Origin of the sequence: Phenylobacterium sp. (assembly GCF_046463815.1) — a bacterium.
GTDB lineage: Bacteria > Pseudomonadota > Alphaproteobacteria > Caulobacterales > Caulobacteraceae > Phenylobacterium.
This window is the reverse complement of the sequence record NZ_JBKBRO010000005.1, coordinates 151,797-170,045: the sequence shown is the minus strand read 5'-3', so window position 1 is coordinate 170,045 and position 18,249 is coordinate 151,797. Positions and strand designations below refer to the sequence as shown.

At 70.5% G+C, this 18,249-nt stretch carries 29 protein-coding genes; 11 read left to right on the top strand and 18 right to left on the bottom strand.

Features of this window, described 5'->3' with window-relative positions:
* The first annotated feature begins 137 nt into the window (after positions 1–137).
* Complete coding sequence (locus ACK4TT_RS04945) at positions 138–530, top strand: hypothetical protein (protein WP_410212549.1); 393 nt, start codon at positions 138–140, stop codon at positions 528–530.
* A gap of 7 nt (positions 531–537) precedes the next feature.
* Here ACK4TT_RS04945 and ACK4TT_RS04940 read toward each other — a convergent pair whose 3' ends face one another.
* From ACK4TT_RS04940 to ACK4TT_RS04930, 3 genes are all read right to left on the bottom strand, one after another.
* Complete coding sequence (locus ACK4TT_RS04940) at positions 538–795, bottom strand: GlsB/YeaQ/YmgE family stress response membrane protein (RefSeq protein ID WP_409640862.1); 258 nt, start codon at positions 793–795, stop codon at positions 538–540.
* A gap of 282 nt (positions 796–1,077) precedes the next feature.
* Positions 1,078–1,551 (bottom strand): response regulator, encoded by a 474-nt coding sequence (locus ACK4TT_RS04935; RefSeq protein ID WP_409640859.1) that lies wholly within the window; start codon positions 1,549–1,551, stop codon positions 1,078–1,080.
* 99 nt (positions 1,552–1,650) lie between these two features.
* Positions 1,651–1,812, bottom strand: coding sequence for a hypothetical protein (locus ACK4TT_RS04930; RefSeq protein WP_409640856.1), 162 nt, complete (start codon positions 1,810–1,812; stop codon positions 1,651–1,653).
* Between the two features lie 94 nt (positions 1,813–1,906).
* Between ACK4TT_RS04930 and ACK4TT_RS04925 the strand changes: the two genes are divergently transcribed.
* Positions 1,907–2,182 (top strand): hypothetical protein, encoded by a 276-nt coding sequence (locus tag ACK4TT_RS04925; RefSeq protein WP_409640853.1) that lies wholly within the window; start codon positions 1,907–1,909, stop codon positions 2,180–2,182.
* Between the two features lie 4 nt (positions 2,183–2,186).
* On the opposite strand, the gene ACK4TT_RS04920 is transcribed toward ACK4TT_RS04925, so the two are convergent.
* The 7 genes from ACK4TT_RS04920 to ACK4TT_RS04890 form a co-directional block, all read right to left on the bottom strand.
* Positions 2,187–2,423 carry a hypothetical protein gene (locus ACK4TT_RS04920; RefSeq protein ID WP_410212548.1) on the bottom strand — a complete coding sequence of 79 codons (237 nt, stop codon included), beginning with the start codon at positions 2,421–2,423 and terminating at the stop codon, positions 2,187–2,189.
* Positions 2,423–3,532 (bottom strand): hypothetical protein, encoded by a 1,110-nt coding sequence (locus ACK4TT_RS04915; protein WP_410212547.1) that lies wholly within the window; start codon positions 3,530–3,532, stop codon positions 2,423–2,425. The genes ACK4TT_RS04920 and ACK4TT_RS04915 overlap by 1 nt, the downstream gene beginning before the upstream one ends.
* Positions 3,529–4,047 (bottom strand): hypothetical protein, encoded by a 519-nt coding sequence (locus ACK4TT_RS04910; protein ID WP_409640847.1) that lies wholly within the window; start codon positions 4,045–4,047, stop codon positions 3,529–3,531. The genes ACK4TT_RS04915 and ACK4TT_RS04910 overlap by 4 nt, the downstream gene beginning before the upstream one ends.
* A 214-nt stretch (positions 4,048–4,261) precedes the next feature.
* On the bottom strand, positions 4,262–4,732 hold the full coding sequence (locus ACK4TT_RS04905; RefSeq protein WP_409640844.1) for an RpiB/LacA/LacB family sugar-phosphate isomerase: 471 nt from the start codon (positions 4,730–4,732) through the stop codon (positions 4,262–4,264).
* Entirely contained in the window at positions 4,729–5,139 is a 411-nt protein-coding gene (locus tag ACK4TT_RS04900) for an NUDIX domain-containing protein (protein ID WP_409640841.1), read from the bottom strand. Before ACK4TT_RS04900 ends, ACK4TT_RS04905 begins: the two co-directional genes overlap by 4 nt.
* 81 nt (positions 5,140–5,220) lie before the next feature.
* Positions 5,221–5,520, bottom strand: coding sequence for a hypothetical protein (locus ACK4TT_RS04895; RefSeq protein WP_410212546.1), 300 nt, complete (start codon positions 5,518–5,520; stop codon positions 5,221–5,223).
* Positions 5,521–5,599: 79 nt separating this feature from the next.
* Complete coding sequence (locus tag ACK4TT_RS04890; protein ID WP_409640835.1) at positions 5,600–6,085, bottom strand: VOC family protein; 486 nt, start codon at positions 6,083–6,085, stop codon at positions 5,600–5,602.
* 394 nt (positions 6,086–6,479) lie between these two features.
* Between ACK4TT_RS04890 and ACK4TT_RS04885 the strand changes: the two genes are divergently transcribed.
* The 3 genes from ACK4TT_RS04885 (at position 6,480) to ACK4TT_RS04875 (ending at position 8,227) form a co-directional block, all read left to right on the top strand.
* Positions 6,480–7,076: a YdeI/OmpD-associated family protein gene (locus tag ACK4TT_RS04885; RefSeq protein WP_409640832.1), complete on the top strand. Its 597-nt coding sequence runs from the start codon at positions 6,480–6,482 to the stop codon at positions 7,074–7,076.
* Between the two features lie 154 nt (positions 7,077–7,230).
* Complete coding sequence (locus ACK4TT_RS04880; RefSeq protein WP_410212545.1) at positions 7,231–7,608, top strand: hypothetical protein; 378 nt, start codon at positions 7,231–7,233, stop codon at positions 7,606–7,608.
* Between the two features lie 85 nt (positions 7,609–7,693).
* The gene (locus ACK4TT_RS04875) at positions 7,694–8,227 is read left to right on the top strand and encodes a thermonuclease family protein (protein ID WP_410212544.1); all 534 of its coding nucleotides are present in this window, start codon (positions 7,694–7,696) and stop codon (positions 8,225–8,227) included.
* Positions 8,228–8,250: 23 nt separating this feature from the next.
* Here the strand turns inward: ACK4TT_RS04875 and ACK4TT_RS04870 are convergent, their stop codons facing one another.
* From ACK4TT_RS04870 to ACK4TT_RS04855, 4 genes are all read right to left on the bottom strand, one after another.
* Entirely contained in the window at positions 8,251–8,568 is a 318-nt protein-coding gene (locus ACK4TT_RS04870; protein ID WP_409638728.1) for a hypothetical protein, read from the bottom strand.
* 317 nt (positions 8,569–8,885) lie between these two features.
* Positions 8,886–9,461 (bottom strand): hypothetical protein, encoded by a 576-nt coding sequence (locus ACK4TT_RS04865; protein ID WP_409638731.1) that lies wholly within the window; start codon positions 9,459–9,461, stop codon positions 8,886–8,888.
* Positions 9,462–9,482: 21 nt separating this feature from the next.
* Positions 9,483–9,674, bottom strand: coding sequence for a hypothetical protein (locus ACK4TT_RS04860; RefSeq protein ID WP_409638734.1), 192 nt, complete (start codon positions 9,672–9,674; stop codon positions 9,483–9,485).
* Entirely contained in the window at positions 9,671–9,925 is a 255-nt protein-coding gene (locus tag ACK4TT_RS04855; protein ID WP_409638737.1) for a hypothetical protein, read from the bottom strand. Before ACK4TT_RS04855 ends, ACK4TT_RS04860 begins: the two co-directional genes overlap by 4 nt.
* Positions 9,926–10,014: 89 nt before the next feature.
* Between ACK4TT_RS04855 and ACK4TT_RS04850 the strand changes: the two genes are divergently transcribed.
* Positions 10,015–10,659 (top strand): S24 family peptidase, encoded by a 645-nt coding sequence (locus tag ACK4TT_RS04850; RefSeq protein ID WP_409638740.1) that lies wholly within the window; start codon positions 10,015–10,017, stop codon positions 10,657–10,659.
* A 17-nt stretch (positions 10,660–10,676) separates the two neighbouring features.
* Positions 10,677–11,225, top strand: a complete 549-nt coding sequence (locus tag ACK4TT_RS04845; RefSeq protein ID WP_410212543.1) for an SOS response-associated peptidase — start codon at positions 10,677–10,679, stop codon at positions 11,223–11,225.
* On the opposite strand, the gene ACK4TT_RS04840 is transcribed toward ACK4TT_RS04845, so the two are convergent.
* From ACK4TT_RS04840 to ACK4TT_RS04830, 3 genes are all read right to left on the bottom strand, one after another.
* Positions 11,226–11,432, bottom strand: coding sequence for a DUF3126 family protein (locus ACK4TT_RS04840; protein WP_409638746.1), 207 nt, complete (start codon positions 11,430–11,432; stop codon positions 11,226–11,228).
* A gap of 67 nt (positions 11,433–11,499) precedes the next feature.
* Complete coding sequence (cysE, locus tag ACK4TT_RS04835; RefSeq protein ID WP_409638749.1) at positions 11,500–12,330, bottom strand: serine O-acetyltransferase; 831 nt, start codon at positions 12,328–12,330, stop codon at positions 11,500–11,502.
* A 27-nt stretch (positions 12,331–12,357) separates the two neighbouring features.
* Entirely contained in the window at positions 12,358–12,771 is a 414-nt protein-coding gene (locus tag ACK4TT_RS04830; protein WP_409638752.1) for an NUDIX domain-containing protein, read from the bottom strand.
* Between the two features lie 147 nt (positions 12,772–12,918).
* Here ACK4TT_RS04830 and ACK4TT_RS04825 point away from each other — a divergent pair, with 147 nt between their 5' ends.
* Entirely contained in the window at positions 12,919–13,530 is a 612-nt protein-coding gene (locus ACK4TT_RS04825; protein WP_409638755.1) for a nitroreductase, read from the top strand.
* A 325-nt stretch (positions 13,531–13,855) separates the two neighbouring features.
* On the opposite strand, the gene queF is transcribed toward ACK4TT_RS04825, so the two are convergent.
* A complete protein-coding gene (queF, locus tag ACK4TT_RS04820; protein ID WP_409638758.1) occupies positions 13,856–14,311 on the bottom strand; it encodes a preQ(1) synthase in 456 nt (151 codons plus the stop codon).
* A 72-nt stretch (positions 14,312–14,383) separates the two neighbouring features.
* On the opposite strand from queF, the gene ACK4TT_RS04815 reads away from it, so the two are divergent.
* The 3 genes from ACK4TT_RS04815 to ACK4TT_RS04805 all read left to right on the top strand — a co-directional run bounded on the left by ACK4TT_RS04815 (position 14,384) and on the right by ACK4TT_RS04805 (position 18,223).
* Positions 14,384–15,184: an SDR family NAD(P)-dependent oxidoreductase gene (locus ACK4TT_RS04815; RefSeq protein ID WP_409638761.1), complete on the top strand. Its 801-nt coding sequence runs from the start codon at positions 14,384–14,386 to the stop codon at positions 15,182–15,184.
* 182 nt (positions 15,185–15,366) lie between these two features.
* Positions 15,367–16,065, top strand: a complete 699-nt coding sequence (locus ACK4TT_RS04810; protein ID WP_410212542.1) for a TorF family putative porin — start codon at positions 15,367–15,369, stop codon at positions 16,063–16,065.
* Positions 16,066–16,288: 223 nt separating this feature from the next.
* Positions 16,289–18,223: a polysaccharide biosynthesis protein gene (locus ACK4TT_RS04805; protein ID WP_410212541.1), complete on the top strand. Its 1,935-nt coding sequence runs from the start codon at positions 16,289–16,291 to the stop codon at positions 18,221–18,223.
* Positions 18,224–18,249: the final 26 nt, after the last annotated feature.

Below are 18,249 nucleotides of genomic sequence, written 5' to 3'. Positions count from 1 at the left end.
CCGTCGTGCCATGGGCGAGCGCGCCAGCTGTGGAGGGCGCGCGCTCGCCCACCCCAACCGTGGCGTCAGTAAACGCCATCCACTAACATTGAACCCGGATCACCCCTCGGGGGCAGGCCACGGGCGGGGGCGCGTCGATGGCGGCGCCGGATACGCGCCTTCACGTCATGTGGTTCGGCGCCGACCGGATCTGGTCCGGCGCTCTGGCCGCCCAGCGCTGCGGGCCGCGCGAGATCGAGGCCGGCGGCGCCTTGACGCTCGCCACGCCGCTGCGCCGGGCCGTCTTCGAGCGCCGGGGCGAACTGGTGGCCGAACTGCGCAGCGCGGCCCCGATCGCCGTGGTCATGCTCGACACCGCCCGGACCTGCGCCGCGCGCGCGGTGGACGCAGCGCCCGCCCTGCTGTCAGGCGGCGCCGAGCCCTGGGGCGCCTTCAAGTCGGCCCTGGACACCTGCCTGGCGTCCAGGGGCGCCTCGGGTCAGCTCGGGTCCATGACCCTGTGGATCGACACCACCTGCAACTACTCCTGACCGACGCCTAGACGCGCCGGCGCTGGAACAGGCCCAGCAGGAACAGCAGCAGGATCGCCCCCAGCGTCGCGATCAGCAGGCTGGGGATCGCCCCCTCGCCCGGATCGAAGCCCAGGGCGGTGGCCACGAAGCCGCCGAGGAAGGCGCCGACGACGCCCACGATCAGGTTGGTGATCAGGCCGTGGTTCCGCCGCATCACCTTCTCGGCGATCCAGCCGGCCAGGATGCCGATGATGATCGCGCCGATGATCCCTACGCCATCCATGGGACAAGTCTCCTCTCTCTTCCGGGCGGAGCGAATGCGGAGCCGCCGCCGAGGTTCCATCAGCGATGCGTGACGGCGCGGCGGAAGAGCGACACGCGGCGCCCGTCTCGGTAGGCCTCGCCTGCAACCCCCGCGTCGTGGCGCGGAATCGCCCGCCCGGGGAGTTTCCCCGCCGATGCCGTGGAGCCCCCTCAGCGTGCGTGACTACCTGGCCAGCGTCCTGGGCGGCCTGGCGCTGGGCGCCCTGCTGTCGGCGGGCGCCATCCTGGCGGCCAGCCTGGGTTAGCCGCCGCGCCGCTCGGGTCCCTTGTATTCGGGGTCCGGCTTCCGCCGCCGGTCCGGGCCGAAGTAGTCCTTCGAGCGCACGAACGGCCGGGGCTGCAGGATCACCGACTGCAGCTTGATGTAGAGCCCCCGCGCGGTGAACGGCTTCACCAGGAACTCGTTGGCCCCGGCGTCGCGGGCCTCGGCCACGCGCGCCTTGCGCCCGTCGGCCGACAGCACGATCACCGGCAGGTAGGGATTGGCGCTCTCGTTGCGGATGAAGCGCAGCAGCGACAGGCCGTCGTCCCCGCCCAGGCGCTGGTCCAGGATGGCGATGTCCGGATTGGTGGTGGTCAGGGCCTCGATCGCCCGTTCGGCGCTCGCCGCCTCATGGACCCCGTGCGCGCCCCAGCTCGACAGCACGGATCGCACCAGCAGCACGGTCTCGTGGCTGTCGTCGATGACCAGGAAGTGAACCTTCGAGAGATCCATGCCGTCCGGACGCTGGAGTTCCAGCGCCCGTACCGCGCGGCGCGGCCGTCCAACACGAACCGGCGGTTGCCGCGACAAGCGGCGGGGTTGCGCCGGGCGTCACCCTTCCTGGGTCTTCAGGTGCCGGCGGGTCTCGGCCATGTCGCGCCAGAGGGCGGCGATGCGCTCGAAGGCGGCGCGCTCCTCCTCGTCGGCGGCGCCCTGGGCCATCCGTTCGGCCTCCTCGGCCTGGCGCAGGTACTGGCGGATCTTGTCGCTCATGGGTCCTTGACGGCCACCCTATCTCCTCGGGCCCCGGCTGGCGAGCCGCCGCGCCGCATTCCCCCGCCGCCCGACCTCTGCTAGGGGAGCGCGCATGGGATACTTCGTTGGTCTGATCGGCCTGACGGCCCCCCTGGTGGCCGTGGCGGCCTATGCGCGCGCCACGGATCCGCGGCGGCAGGAGCGCCTCGAGGCGCGTCGGCGCGAAGCCGAGGCCGCCGCTGCGGCCGCCGCCGCGCCGCCCGAGACGGCCGAGGCCGAGCCCGCCGCCGACAACTTCGATGCGTGGAGCCAGACCTTCTCGCGTCCCGCCGCCGGCGCCGACACCCTGCCCTTCGAGCGCCGCGACCCGCCGGCGAAGGCGGGCTGACCCCTCACCCCATCCAGCTCAGCGCCCCGCCCGCCGGACGCACCGTGCGCCGCTCCGCCGCCGGCGCCGCCCCCCGCCGGTTCAGCGCGAACTCCCCGAAGGCGTCGGCGCCGTGGCTCGCCCGGTCGTGCACCGGCCCGGCGTAGCTGTGCGTCGCCCGGTTCCAGCGCTTGCGGTAGGCCCGCAGCCGCTCCAGCCCCAGGCCGCACCGCTCGGCGTCGAACCAGGTCACGGGGATCATCAGGCGCGCGGCGTTGACCCGCTCCTCCGGGTCGGTGGCCTTCCCCGCCGAGACGCCGAACACCCCAGCGACTGCAGGGTGTCGTACCGCGACCGCCCCGTCCCCAGCTCGCGCACCATCACGTCGTGCGGCAGGTGGTGGGTCCCCCAGGCGTAGGGCTTCGATGCGATCGCCTGGCGCACGATCTCGGCCAGGCCCTCGCCGCTGGTCTCGAAATAGTCGATGGCCCGCACCTCGCGCCCGACCTGCTGGAAGAACCAGATGGCCGTGTAGTCGTCCACGCCCAGGTCCCAGGCGGTGTCCACGCGCAGCGACGGGTCGTGGGGGACGCGGCCGATCCGCCCCGCCTTCTCCGCCTCGCCCAGCAGGCTCGCGTAGTAGGCGCCGGGCGCCGCGGCGTCGAAGTCCACCAGGTATTCGCTGGCGAACCTGGCCTCCCCCTCCTCCTTCGAGCCCAGCTCGGCGATCAGTTCGACCCGCTCCTGCTCCAGTTGCTCGGGCGTGAACACCTCGGTCTTGTCCGCGGAGGCCCGGATGCACAGCCAGCCGGGTTCGCGCTCGCGATGCTCGAAGGCCCGCGTCGCGTGGTTGCGTCCGCGCGGGGTCCACAGGAACAGCGCCCAGCCGCCGTTCTCCGCCAGGATGGGCCGGATGAAGACCCAGGCCTCGGGCCGGGCCAGCGCCCACTCCGAGAACACCACCCCGCGCGGCGAGGCGCCCACCAGGCTGTCGTGGTTGTCCGAGCCGGCCACCTGCCAGACCGAGCCGTTGGTCAGCTCGATCTTCATCTCGTCGTCCAGGGTCCGCCTGCGGAACCTGGGGTCGAACGCCTCGTCCAGCCGGCGCTTTCCGGTGTGCGGGTTCACCGCGTCCCAGATCGCCTTGCGGCCCTGGCTGGCCTCCGGCAGCAGGTGCCAGTAGGTGCCCGGGTGCTCCATGGCCTCGGCCGCCGCCCATTGCAGCGCCACCTCGTCCTTGCCCCAGCGCCGGTGCGCGGCCACGTCCACGCGGCGCGCGCCGCCCAGCAGGGCCTCCCACAGCTCCACCTGATGGGGCCTGGGCATCCACTTCAGCGGCAGGCCCTTCTCCACCTTTCGCGCCCGGCTCATGGGCCAGCCCTCCGGCGGCGCTTCGGCGCGCGCGGAATCTCCCGCACATAGGTCCGGCCGTCCTCGTCCACGACCTTCTCGAAATGGCGGATGTAGAAGGTCACCGTCGGCTCCTCCTTCACCCGGTCCTCGGCCTTGCGGCCGTAGCGGCGCGGGTTGTCCCGGGCCGCCTGCCAGTGGAGCGTGGCGACCTTCAGCCGGTCGGCCGAGACGGTGGACGGCGTGGTGGCCTCCGCCACCTCCAGCGCCTTGTCCGCCTTGCGGTCGGCGGCCATCTCGCGGGCCTCCTCATAGGCCTCCTTGAAGTCCGGGTACCGCTTCATCCAGTCGTAGATCGTGGCGTACGAGGGCAGGTCCCCCGTGTTGGCGATCTTCGACCACGCCTCGCCCCCGGCGATGCGCGTGCAGATCTTCTCGCACACCGCCTTCGAATAGCGGACGTGCGTCACCATCCCGTTCTCGTCAGGCGTCTTCTTTCGCGGCGCAGCCTGCTTGCGCCCTGGCGTCCTCGCCATGGCTTGCTTCCTTCTCGATGATGGATGTTTCGGCCCTGCCTCCCCGCGCAGCGGCGGGAGGGGTGAGGAGCGAGCGGTTGCGGCCACGCAACCGGTATCCGATCCGTCCGGGGGACGGATCGGCGCGACGAACGCAGGCCGAGGCCGGCGCCGGCCGCCGGGAGAGCGGGGGGTGGAGGGGGCCGGGCCTCAGGCGCTGGCGCCACCCCCACCTCTACAGCTTAGAAGTCTCCAGCTTCGCCAGCCGCTCCCGGCGCTGGGCGTAGCGGTCGCCCAGGGCGGCGGTGCTCAGGAAGGCCTCCAGGATCTGCTCGGCCGCGGCCGCATCCGTCACGTCCGCACCCAGAACCAGCATGTTGGCGTCGCCGTGTTCGCGGGCCGGGATGCTCTCGGCCGGCGTGTGCAGCAGCGCCGCCCGCACGAACCGGAAGCGGTTGGCCGTCATCGCCATCATCTGGCCGCTGCCGCAGACGCCGACAGCGAAGTCCGACCGGCCGGCCTTGATCTCGCCGACCAGCCTGAGCGCGTAGTCCAGCGCATCCACCCGCTCGGCGGCGCTGCCGGTCCCGCAGTCGTTCACGCCGTAGCCGTGGGCGGCCAGCCACCCGGCTAGCCGCGCCTTCAGCGCCACCCCGCGATGGTCGCTCGCGATGGATATCGGCTTGTCGGTGAGCTTCCGGGTCATGTCGCGACCTCGCGTCTGCGGAGGGCTTCGGCCGCCTCCATGGCCGACCGTGCGAGCGGGCCGGGCAAGGCGTCCAGCGGAAACCAGCCCAGGTCCGAGTGCTTCTCGGGTTCGAGCAAGGCCGGCTCGCCCTCGAACGCCGTCGCCAGGAACGCTGGCGACACCCAATGCGCGCGCTCCTCGCGCACGAAAAGGTCCACGACGCAGAGAAGTTCGAGCGCCCCAAGCTTGATCCCGAGTTCTTCGGCGATCTCCCGGCGCGCGGCCCCTTCGGTCCCTTCCCAAAGTTCGACCTTGCCGCCGGGCAGGCTCCAGCAACCGGCCTCCGGCGCGCGGGCGCGGCGGATCAGCAGCAGCTCCCCGTCCCGCAGGACGGCGACGCCGCACCCCACTCTCGGCCCGTCCAACGGTCGCTCCGACATGGCCTAAGCGTCCCCGAGTCGGGGTCGGCCTTCCAGCCGAAGGCGCGTTCGGGGGCGACCCTGACTTCAGAGCCACGACGTCAGGGCGAGGGCGGCGAAGGGAAGGCCAGCTATCCCCAGAGCAAACAGCCAGACGGACCGGTCGCGCCACTGCCATGCCAAGGAGACCAGGGCGACCAGGATCAAGACCGGGTGCCACTGGAACAGCCATAGGAGCGGCACACGGGCCGTGCCCATGGCCGCGAGCCCCATAATGACGTCGACCACGAAGCTCAGCAGCAGCAGCAGGACGACGATCGCGCCGCCCAGCACCTTGGATGCCGGGCGCGCTTGGCCGTGGGGCCGGGGCTCTTGCCGTGATGTCATCACCTTGGCCCTACGCGGAAATCAGCAGCTTACGGCAGCTGTGTTCGCGCACCACCCCAACCGACTTTCCCGCGCGTCCTCAGGCGTCCGCCGCCTCGCGCACCGCCGCCTCGATCTTGGCCACGTCGATCTTCTGCATCGGCATCATGGCCTCGAAGGCGCGCTTCGCCGTCTCGCCGCCCTTGGCCATGGCCTCGGTCAGCACGCGCGGCGTGATCTGCCAGCTCACGCCCCACCGGTCCTTGCACCAGCCGCACTGGCTCTCCTGCCCGCCGTTGCCGACGATGGCGTTCCAGTAGCGGTCGGTCTCGGCCTGGTCCTCGGTGGCGACCTGGAACGAGAACGCCTCGGTCTGCTTGAACGCGGTCCCGCCGTTCAGGCCGATGCAGGGGATGCCCATGACGGTGAACTCCACGGTCAGGACGTCGCCCGCCTTGCCGTCCGGATAGTCGCTCGGCGCGCGATGGACGGCGCCCACCGTCGTGTTCGGGAAGGTCGCCGCATAGAACTTCGCCGCCGCCTCGGCGTCGTGGTCGTACCACAGGCAGATGATGGCCTTGTTCATCGTCGGTCCCTTTCATGGGCGGGGCGGCGCCATTCCCTCCACGCTTTCACCCGCCCGCAAAGAGCCCCGGATCGGAAACCGGGCGGGGACGACCCGGGTTTCATCCGCCGCGATCCGAATGTGCTCAAGGCCCCTTGCCTCCCCGCGAAGCGGCGAGAGGGGTGAGGAGCGAGCGGTTGCGGCCACGCAACCGGTATCCGATCCCTCCGGGGGACGGATCGGCGCGACGAACGCCCGCCAAGCGTAGCGGAGAGCGGCTGGTGGAGGGGGCGAGCCCCAGGCGCGGCGGAACGATCTGGCGCCCGCTGGCTCCACGTCCCCCGCCGGCGGCCTCTTGCCTGACGCTCCCCCGCCATGGACCTATGCCCCACTCGGGTCGCAGACTGGAGTTCAAGTGCCTTCCCAAGACCTTCCGCTCCTCGCCTTCCCGCACGCGCAGGCCTTCGAGGCCTGGCTGGCGGACCAGCCGAAGACGGCGCCCGGCGCCTGGCTGAAGTTCGCCAAGGCTGGCGCGCCCGAGGCCACGCTGAGCAAGTCGGACGCCATCGACAGCGCGCTCGCCCATGGCTGGATCGACGGGCAGCTCGGGCGCGTGGACGCGCACTACTACAAGGTCCGGTTCACGCGGCGCCGGGCCCGTAGCGCCTGGTCCCAGGTGAACCGCGAGCGCGCCGAGCGCCTGATCGCGCAGGGCCGGATGACGCCCGAGGGCCTGGCCGAGGTGACGCGCGCCAAGGCCGACGGCCGCTGGGACGCCGCCTACGCGCCGCAAGGCCGCGCGACCCCGGACCCGGACCTCGCGGCCGCCCTCGACGCCCAGCCGGAAGCCCGCCGGTTCTTCGACAGCCTCGACGCCGCCAACCGCTACGCGGTGCTCTATCGCGTCCAGCAGGCCAAGGGCCCGGAGAAACGCGCCGCCAAGATCGCCGAACTGGTGGCCCGGCTCGCCTCCGGCCAGGCCTTCCACCCTGCCCGAAAGCGCCGGGGCTAGCGGGAGCGTCGGCGGCGCGCGGCTGGGGTCCATTCAGATCGGTAGCCGACATCGGGATCCGCAGAGCCGACACTTGCGCCGCCAGCCAGGAAGCGGACGTTCCGAACGTCAGCTATGGGTGGAAATCGGACGAGGCTCAAGCGAAGCTCCGAGCATGATCGATCAGTTCAGCAATGGCGGCCTGCGGCGGCTTCTGACCATCGGCGCCGCCGCCTTAGCCATTGCGGTGCCCGCGCTTGCACGCGAGCCATCTCGCCCCCAGGGGCGACCAGTAGGGCTCTGCGTCTTGATCTCAGGGGCGGACCTGCGGGTGAGCAAGGCGGTGATAATTGCTTCGTCAGGTGACCGCACCAGGGATGAGCAGGTCAAAAGCGACGTGATTGGAATGCGATCTCCCGTACCGGTAGCGTGGACGGACGATTTCTGGTCACGGCTCTGGATCGGCAGCCAGCCGAAGGAGGCGGCGGGGGTGGACTGCGACGCCCTCAATAGGGACCTGTGCGGCGCAGCGGATTGCAGGATGGCCCGCTAGGCTGACGAACGTCCGACTACGCCCCATTGCGGAGGTTGCCGAGTTCTATCTCATTGGGAAGAGCGATAGGCGTTGGAGACGCGGCGTGGGCAGGACGTCTGGAGAAGTGCGGAGCGTGCTCGCCATCCTCGCGAGCATCGCCTTGAGCGCGTGCGAGCCGAGAGACGTGGTTCCGGGGTTTCCCAAGTCGAAGCACGACATCAAGGTGTTGGATGGCGATACCCTGATCTTTGACGGGCGCCTCGTGCGCGTGGCCGGCATTGATGCTCCAGAGTTAGGGCCTTGGGCCAAGTGCTGGGCCGAGGCCGCGGTTGGAGGCGTCTCGAAGCATGCGCTGGAGGCGGCCGTCTCAGCGCCAGGGGCGCGCAATTGGGAACTTCGGAGTGTCACAGGGCCGGATCAGCAAGGCAGGGTGCGAGCCACTCTCGTGAGCGATGAGGGAGAGGATTTGGCCGATCACATGGTCGTCTACGGCTACGCAGCGAAGACAACGGGACGTTGGAACAGGTGTGGGCCAGACGCCAATCTCCACCAACCGTTGGAAGGTGAACCTGAGCCACGCGGCCCCAGTCTATGGTGGCCCAGCAACCGTATGTTTGACGCGCGCGCAGGGGACTGAGCCAACGCCCCCCTCACCCGCCCTCACCCCGCCCCCGCGAACAGGTCCTCCAGGAACAGGCTCGCCAGCCCCGCCTGCGAGCTCACGCCGGCCTTCTCATAGACGCGGGCCAACTGGGCCCGCACCGTGCCCTGAGCCGCGCCGCGCAGGGCCGCGATCTCGGCCACGTCGCAGCCCTTGAGCGCGAAGGTGGCCACGTCCGCCTCGGCCGGGGTCAGCTTCCAGGCGGCGAAGCGTTCGGCTGCGACCTCGCTCAGCGCGCCCGAGGCGATGGAGAGCGCCGCCTCGCGCCGCCGGGCCTGCGCGATCATGCCCCGCGCCAGGGCCGCGCCGGTGGCCATCCCGCCCAGCAGGGGCAGCGCGATCAGCCCCTCCAGCCCGACGTGCGGCGTCAGCCCCCGCCCGCGCCCCGCTCCGCCATTGCCGCCGCGCTTACGCGGGCCCGCCTAAGCGCCCGATTACGGTCGGGCCAGAGCCCAGGACGCCCCCTTCTCCTCCCCCATCGGGGGAGGGGGACCGGCCGAAGGCGGGTGGAGGGGGTCTGCCCCAAGCGCCGAGCCGGCCCCGAGGCGCAGTGATCAACGCTGGCATTTTTCTCTCACGAACGCGTGGCGACGTCAAGAACAAAATACGAACAACTGTCCCCGCCGCTGAAGCCTCATCCCGCCGCCAGCAGGTCCAGGGCCACCTTCAGCACCGCCTCCAGCCGCACCGTCTCCCGGTCGCCGCCGCCCGCCGCCTCCCGCGGCGTCTTCTCCTCCCCGCAGACGAGGTCGCAGGCCGCGATCAGGTCGGGCTGCATCATCAGCCGGCGGCGGCAGGCGGCCAGCGCCGCCTCGGCCTGGGCGGTGCTCTGGGCGTGGGCCGCCAGCGCCTTCAGCGACTGGCCGGGCGGCAGGGCGCCGTGCGCCTTGGGCTCCAGGGTGGAGGGGATCGAGGGGTCCATCCGGGCCCGGCGATAGATCGCCCCGTACCGCTCGCCGGCCGCCCTCGCCGCCTTGCCGATCCGGCCCTTGGCCTCCAGCCACTCCAGGCCGCTGAGCCGCCGGTAGGGCTGGGCCCGCGCCTTGCGGCCCCGGGGCGCCTCGAAGGCCGCGCCGCGCCCCTTGGCCAGCGCCACCGTCTCGGCCACCCCGTCCATCACGGCGCGGGCTTCCATCCGGGCCTTCTCCTGCCGCTCCAGCCTGAGCAGCCGCTCGCGCGTCGCCCGCGCGGGGTCGTGGATGCGCTTCATGCGCGGAACTCCCTGAACTGATCAGCGGCGCGCCGCGCGCGCCACCACCGCGTCGGCCAGGCGGTAGACCGCCTCGCCCGCCTCCCGCTCGCCCTCGATGACCACCAGCCCCGCCGCCGTGTGGGCCAGGAGCTCGCGCAGGAACTCGGCCCGCTCGCCGGGCTCGCGCCGGGCGAGCGCCCGGGCGACCAGCGTCGCCGCCCCCTCGCTCATCGGGAGATGGCCGGATAGCCGCCCCGCGCCAGCACGGCGGCCACATGGGCCTCGTGGCGGGCGAACCTCGGCCGCATGGCGTCGGGCCCCTCCCCCGGCCGCCGGACCCGGAACCGGGCCTCCAGCTCGGCCGCGCGCTCGACGCTCAGCGCCAGCTCCGCCCTTGCCCGGGCCTGGGACGCCCCGCCGTGCCTGAGCGCGGCGTAAGCTTGGCCGGAGTGCGCCGGCCGGTCGTGATGCGATGTCCTCATGCCGAAAATGTATAAAACATACGGCGGCTTGGCCAAATTAAAAATGCAGGTTATCTACAGAGCCGAGATACCGCAGGATTTTTTCCACCATGGACGGACGCGCCGAACGGCTGCGCCAGGCCCGCATCGACAAGGGATTCGAGACCGCCGCCGCGGCGGCCGACGCCTTCGCCTGGAACCGCAACACCTACGCCTCCAACGAGAACGGCAACGCGCCCTTCTCCTACCGGCGGGCCAAGGAGTACGCGGCGGCCTTCGGCGTGAGGCCCGAATGGCTCTACGACGCCGCCGGCCCCATGCGCCCGGCCGCCGAAGCCGGCCTCGTGCCGGTGATCGGCCGGGTGGGCGCCAATCCCGAGGGCAGCGTGCTCTTCGCCACCGGCCAGGACCCCGGCGAGCTCGCCCCCATTCCCCCTGGCGGCACCGACCAGGCCGTGGCGCTTCGCGTCGTCGGCCATTCCATGCGCGGCGTCGCCGACGACGGAGCCCTGATCTATTTCGAGGATCAGCGCACCCCGCCCACGCCCGACATGCTGGGCCATGTGGTGGTGGTCGAGACGGCCGACGACGAGGTGCTGGTCAAACGCCTGCTGCGGGGCTCGCGCCAGGGGCTCTACGACCTGGAGAGCGTGGCCGGCCCGATGCGCCACGACGCCCGCCTGCGCTGGGCCGCCCACATCACCGCCATCATCCCGCCCTTTCAGGCCCGCCGCATCATCCGCGGCGCGGCCTAGGCCGCAGGTTTTCTACAGTGTGCAACGAATACCACTTCCAGCGCCCGCTGCACGAGCTGATGGAGGAGTTCAGCCGGCTCAACGTGCCGTTCGACTGGGCGGGCGGCGCGCCGAACCTGGAGCCCCTGGCCTCGATCCGCCCGACCGACCCGGCGCCCGTTGTGGTCTCGCATGCCGGCGGCGCCCGGCTGATGCGGCTGCGCTGGGGCTTTCCCGGCCCGCGTGGCCCGGTGATCAACGTCCGCTCGGAGGGACGCCACTTCCCGACCGGCCGCTGCATCGCGCCGGCCGACGGATTCTACGAGTTCACCGGAACCAAGGCGCCCAAGTCCAAGTGGCTGTTCGAGGCGGCCGACGGCGGGATGCTGGGGATCGCCGGCCTGGTCCGCGACGACCGCTTCACGCTGCTTACCTGCGCGCCGGGGCCGGACATGGCGCCGTATCATGATCGCCAGGTCGCCATCCTGCCGCGCAGGGACTGGGCCGCATGGCTGGGCGAGCCCGGGGAGCAGCCGCCCCTCGATCCTCTGCCGGCCGGCAGCCTCCGGGTCACTCAAGTCCGCTAGTCAGGGCAGGTCCTCGGCGAGAATCGCCATCTCGAACATGAACGAGCCGTCCTCGTCCTCGTCCTCGAACACCACGCCCACGAACTCCTCGCCGATATAGACCTCGCAGGAGTCCTTCTGCTTGGGCCGCGGCACGAGCGTGATGCGCGCATTCGCGAAGGTCCCGCGCAGATGTCCTTCGATCTTGCGGATGGTCTTCTCGTCCACGCGGGATGCTCCTGAGGCGGCAAATCGGTCGGCGCGAACCTAACGGGTCCGGCGCGCCGGGGGAACCTCAGATCACGTAGTCGTACACGGCGTCCGCCAGCGTGTGGTCCATGCTCTTGGCCGGCTCCTCGCAGGTCGGGCAGTTGACCAGCCTGGCCGGCACGCCCGCCGCCGTGCAGTGCGGCGGCACGGGCTTCAGCACCACCGAGCCCGACGCCACCTTGGCGTAGTCGCCGATGGTGATGTTGCCCAGCACCTTGGCCCCCGCGCCCAGCAGGACGCCCCGGCCGATCTTGGGGTGGCGGTCGCCACGCTCGGCGCCGGTCCCGCCCAGGGTCACGCCCTGCAGCATCGACACGTCGTCGCCGATCACCGCCGTCTCGCCGATGACGATGCCGGTGCCGTGGTCGATGAACACGGCCCGCCCGATCCGGGTCGCGGGGTTGATGTCCACCTGGAACAGCTCGCTGGAGCGGCTCTGCAGGTAGAAGGCGAGCGTCTCGCGCCCTTCGTTCCAGAGCCAGTGCGCCACCCGGTGCGTCTGCAGCGCCAGGAACCCCTTGAAGAACAGGAACGGCTGGACATAGCCCTTGCAGGCCGGGTCGCGCTCGAACACCGCCTTCAGGTCGTCTTCGGCGATCTCCACGATCGAGGGGTCGCTCGCGTAGGCTTCCTCGATGGTGTCCCGCAAGCTCATGGCCCTGAGCTCCTGGTCGCCCAGCTTGCGCGCCAGCTGGTACGACAGAGCATCCCCCAGGGTTTCGTGGTTCAGGATGACCGCGGCCAGCAGACTGGCCAGCGCCGCCTCGCTCTTGGCGGCGGCATAGGCCTCGTTCCGCAGCGCGGCCCAGACCGGCGGGGGCGCCGCGGGGCGCACCACTTCCAAGCGTTGGCTCATAGGCTCCTCCCGACCCATGGGGCCTTCCTATCCTAGCATCGCCCGCGCGACGGCGGGCGGCAACGACCCTTCTCGGGCCATATGGTAGGCCCGAAGCGGCATCGCCACTGTTAAGATGTCCGACAGATTCCCGGCGGTCGCCGCCTCGAGGGCCTCGCGGAACGGCACACGCGCCGTCGCCAGCCCGGTCTCCTCGGCCAGTTCGCGCTTGGCCGCCTCCAGCGGGGCCTCGTCCAGGGGACCGCCCCCCTCCGGGACCTCCCAACTGTAGTCGCCGTGCGGCAATCGGTGCTGGCCCACCAGGACCACCGTGCCGTCGTCATGCAGCGGCAGAATGGCCACCGCCCGGTTCTTGAAGCTGACGACGCCGTAGAGCGCCGGCCGCCCCGTTGGCGCGACGGAGTCGTGTTCGGTGACCCGGATCCAGGGGTTGTCGTACATTGTGCGGCCCTCGCCGCGGACCCAGGGCTTTCCGTGCGCCTTCAACCAAGCCGGCCTGCCGTTCATGCGCCACCTCGCCTTGCGGAACGCGCGAGCGGCCCCATAAAGGGTGTCACCTCTCGGTTTTCTAAACACGAAGGCCTCCCCGTGAGCTCCACCCTGCCGCCAGCGCCTGACTTCGGCGCAGCCTTACCCGTCTCGCCTTCGGTCGAGACGCTCAGGTTCCTTGGCCTTCGACGATCAGCGTCGGCCCTGACCCTCGAGGCCCCCGCTCCATCGCCCGCCGAACTGGACGACCTGCTCCGCATCGCCGTCCGGGTCCCCGACCACGGCAAGCTCGCGCCGTGGCGCTTCATCATCCTGGACGGGACGGACAAGACCGCCTTCGCCGACCATCTGGAAGCGCTCGCCCGGGACCGCGGCGACGCAAGCCAGGTCGCCAAGCTCGCCAAGCTGCGCACGCCGCCATTGGCCGTGGTCGTGGTCTCGCATGTGAAGCCGGGCGCGATCCCGGAATGGGAGCAGGTGCTTTCGGCGGGCGCGGTGTGCGCGAACCTGCTCTACGGAGCCCTCGCCATGGGCTATGGCGCGAACTGGATCACCGACTGGTACAGCTACGACGCCGAGTCGCTCGCGTTCCTCGGCGTCCAGCCGGGCGAGCGCGTGGCCGGATTCCTGCTGATCGGGTCGGCGAAGGAACCGCCGCTGGAGCGGGAACGGCCGGACGTCGCACCGCTGGTAAGTCGCTGGAAAGCCTAGGCGCTCGGGGAGCCGCGGCCGGGCTCCAGACACACAGCGGCCGGACGGCGCGCCGCGCCGCCCGGCCTGAGGTGACACGCCCGAGGAGAGTTGGGCAAGATCACCTATAGGCCTCTAAGCAGCTTTTGGGAAGCCCGATCAGGCTTCGGAGGTCCGCAGCGCGTCCTTTTCGCCTCAAGCGAGAGTAGGACGCTGGAAATCCCACCCAAACGAATTCCGGCCCATCTACGGGCCGAGATCGGATGATCCAGCCCTCATTCTTTCCAAGGCAAGTAATCCGAAGCTGTCAGACCTCGGACATTATAATAATTTGACCATTATACACTCAACCGCGACCGCGATAGGGGGCGACGCCTTGGTCCGGCAGCCATAGACCTTCCGGCGGCGCACCGCTTTGCCAGAAAACGTCGATGGGAATGCCGCCCCGCGGGTACCAGTACCCGCCGATCCGCAGCCATTTGGGCGAAAGCTCCGACACCAGCCTCCGGCCGATGGCGACCGTGCAGTCCTCATGGAAGGCGCCGTGGTTCCGGAACGATCCGAGGTAGAGCTTCAGCGACTTCGATTCCACCAGCCAGTCGCCCGGGACGTAGTCGACGACGAGGTGGGCGAAATCCGGCTGGCCCGTCACCGGGCAGAGCGAGGTGAACTCCGGAGCCGTGAAGCGCACGAGGTACGTCGCGTCCGGGTGCGGATTGGACACGCGTTCAAGCACGGCGGCCTCGGGGCTGTCGAACCCGCGGACCTCCCGGCCAAGTTGCGTCAGGTGGGTCTCTTCCATGCCGGCGGCTTTAGCCGCTAGTAGGACGCCGAACAACACAAGCCCAGGCAACAAAGGCGCAGGGAGCGAGGCATGACGGGACGGGACTTCGAGGATTTCGTGGTGGTGGTCACCGGCGCCTCCACGGGGCTGGGCCGGGCCATAGCCGTCGAGGTCGCCCGGCGCGGCGCCAAGGCCGTCGTCGTGAACTACGCCCGCAGCGCCCCGGAGGCCGAGGAAACCGCCCGCCTGGTTCGCGCCGAGGGCGCCGACGCCATCCTGGTCCAGGGGGACGTGGCCTCGGATGACGACTGCCGGAAGATCGCCGCGGCTGCTCAGCCGTTCGGCCGAATCGACGCCCTTTTCAACAATGCCGGTGTCACGCGCTTCGCCGGCCACGCCGACATGGACGCGGTCTCGGCCCAGGACTTCCTCGACCTCTACGCGGTGAATGTGGTCGGGGCCTACCAGATGATCCGCGCCTGCCGGAGCCTGCTGGAAGCCGGGGCGCGTCCTGGCGCGGTGGTCAACACCGCTTCCATCGCGGGCGTCACGGGCGTCGGCTCGTCCGTCCCCTATGCTGCTTCGAAGGGGGCGCTCAACACCATGACGCTGTCGCTGGCCCGGGCGCTGGCGCCCAGGATCCGGGTCAACGCGGTCTGCCCCGGCTTCATCGACACGCCTTGGTTCGGCAAGGGCATGCCGGATGCGGCCGTCGACAGGCTGCGCGCCAACGCTGAGGCGACGACCCCGCTCCGCGCCGCCTCCACGCCGCAGGACATCGCCGAGGCGACCGTCTTCCTGGCCTCGCCAGCCTCCCGCCACGTGACCGGCGAGACTCTGCTGGTGGACGCCGGCATGCATCTTGGCTTCGCGCCGCTCGTGGCCCGCTGATCCGCCGACGCTGGGGAAGCTGCGCAATTCGTGAGCGCTTGGGCAGTCACTTGCTCAATTTCCGACCAGCGCGCCCGGCCGCGGTCGATCCAGTCCGCTGTGCGTTGATCTGGTCGCCCGACCGCCGAGGATGACACCGCACGATCGGGCCGTGGTCGGATCGAAGAACAAGGGGATAGATAATGAACAAGATCAAAGTGTCGCTTCTCGTCGCCGCCGGTTCCCTGGCGCTCGCGGGCGCGGCTCACGCCCAGGACGACAGCCCGGTCTCGCTGTCCTTCAAACTCGGCGCGGCCTCGGACTATGTGTTCCGCGGCGTCAGCCAGACCGACGAGAACCCGCAGGTGTTCGGCGGCGTGGACGCCACGCTGGGCTCCATCGGCTACGCCGGCGTCTGGGCCTCCAACGTCGACTTCAACGACAGCACCGACGCCGAGGTGGACGTCTACGCCGGCGTGAAGCCCACCCTGGGCGCCGTCAGCCTCGACCTTGGCGTCATCTACTACGGCTACGTCGACGCCCCCTCGGGCTCCGACTACGGCTACTGGGAAGGCAAGGTCGCCGCCTCGGTCCCGGCCGGCCCCGCCACCCTCGGCGCCGCCGTCTACTATTCGCCCGACTTCTTCGGCGGCACGGGCGACGCCTGGTACTACGAGGCCAACGGCGCGATCGCCGTCCCCGACACCAAGTTCACCTTCAGCGGCGCGCTGGGCCGCCAGGAGGTGAAGGGCTCGGGCGACTACACCACCTGGAACCTGGGCGCCGGCTACGCCTTCACCGACCACGTCGGCGTCGACCTCCGCTACTGGGACACTGGCGAGCACGGCTTCGGAAAGATCTACGACAGCCGCGTCGTGGCTTCGCTCAAGCTGTCCTTCTAGGCCGCGATCCAAAGCCAGCGAGGAGGCCGCCGCGGTTCGCGGCGGCTTTTTCGTTGCGCCGCAAGGCGCCTGTTTTTAAGGTTCTTCGCCTAAGCGGAACGCGCTTTGAGGTCGTGCGCGAGGCGTTCCACAGCGGAACGGTTCGCACCCGCAAGGAATTTGTGGGCCGTCGCACTCCGAAGTCTATGGTTGCGAATCGGGAAGGTTAGGCGGAGTGCGGCGCATGGAGCGTATGGCTTTCCGAGCCCAGACCGTCGTCGCCGACGTCGCGCTTGCGGCGCTCGCCTTCGCTCTTGCCTATATCATCGCCTTGGCCCAGCCCGGCTCGATCCCGGGTTTGCCGCCCAGCCTGACGTTCGTGCAGCTCACCGCGCTCTACGGCGCCGTGGCCGGGGTTTTCGCCCTGCTTTTCCGGCGCGAACTGTCGCCTTGGCGCTATGTCTCGATTCCCGACGCCCTGGTGCTGGCCCGCGGCGCCCTCCTCACGGTCGGAGTCTTCCTGCTGGCCGTGTTCGTGCTGGACCGCGCCCGAGGCGTGCCCCGTTCGGCGCTGTTCATGGCGCCGCTGTTCCAGATGGTGGCCTCCATGGGCGTGCGGATCGCCCGCCGGGCCCTGCATGAGCGCGCCCTGGACAGCTTCTCGCCGCTCAAGACTGTCACCGACCGGGCCCAGGCCCCGACCCTGCTGCTGATCGGCCCGCCATCGCTGGCCGACACCTACCTGCGCGACGTCGCCCGCAGCCACGACCGCACCTACACGCCGGTCGGCATCGTCACCACCGAGCGCCGCGACGTGGGCCAGCAGGTGCGCGGCGTCTGCATCCTCGACACCCTGGACCGCCTGGACGAGGCCCTGGCCGAACTCCGCCGCTGGAACCGCTACCCGCGCGCCATCCTGTTCCTCGAGGAGCCGGCGCGACTGAAGGGCCTGACCGCCGACCAACTCGGCCGCCTGAAGAACGACGGCATCCGCCTGCTGCGCCTGCCGTCGATCGTGGAACTGCCCCAGCACGACAGCGTCACCCTGCTGCCGATGCGGGACATCAACATCGAGGAACTGCTGGCCCGCGATCCGATCGAGCTCGACCGCGGCGCCATCGGCAAGCTGATCCGCGGGCGGCGGGTGCTCATCACCGGAGCCGGCGGCTCGATCGGGGCCGAGCTCTGCCGCCAGGTCGCCGCTTTCGACTGCGCGCACCTCACCCTGCTCGACATCTCCGAGACCGCCCTCTTCGAGATCGAGCGCGAGATGCGTGAGACCTTCCCGCACATCCCGCGCAAGGCGGTCCTTTGCGATGTGCGGGTGGCCTCCCGGCTGACCGCGGCGTTCAAGGCCGAGAAGCCCGATCTGGTGTTTCACGCCGCCGCGCTGAAGCACGTCTCGATGGTCGAGCAGCACCCGTGCGAGGGTGTCCTGACGAACGTCATCGGCACCTGGAACGTGGCCGAGGCCTCCAAGGCCAGCGGCGCCGGCCAGATGGTGCTGATCTCCACCGACAAGGCGGTCGACCCCACCAACGTCATGGGCGCCACCAAGCGGATGGCCGAGGCCGTGATCCAGGCGCAGCAGTCGGGGGCCAAGGGCACGCGGTTCTCGGCGGTGCGCTTCGGCAACGTGCTGGGGTCGGCGGGTTCGGTGGTGCCCATCTTCAAGTCGCAGATCGAGCGCGGCGGGCCGGTGACGATCACGCACCCGGACATGGAACGGTTCTTCATGACCATTCCCGAGGCCGCCCAGCTTGTGCTGCACGCGGTCGCCACCTCCGCCGAGGGCGAACGCCGGGGCGCTCGCCTGTTCCTGCTGGAGATGGGCGAGCCGGTCCGCATCATGGATCTGGCCCGTCAGATGATCGCGCTGTCCGGCCGCGCCCCTGGACGCGACATCGAGATCGAGATCACCGGCCTGCGTCCAGGCGAGAAGCTGACCGAGGCCCTCTTGGACGAGACCGAGAGTTCCGAGCCCTGCGCGCCCAAGGTGCTGGAGGTGATTTCCAACTCCGCCCTGCGCGTGACCGACGATCATCTCAAGCGCCTGAGCGAGCTGGCCCAGGGCGGCGACGCCGATGAGGTGCGCACGGCCCTCTTCGAGCTGGTGGCGCAGGTGCGCGGCGAGAAGCCGGGCGCGGCGCCGAACCTTCGGGTCATCGCGGGGGGCTGAGCCCCCGCGTTCCGCTTCCTATTCCG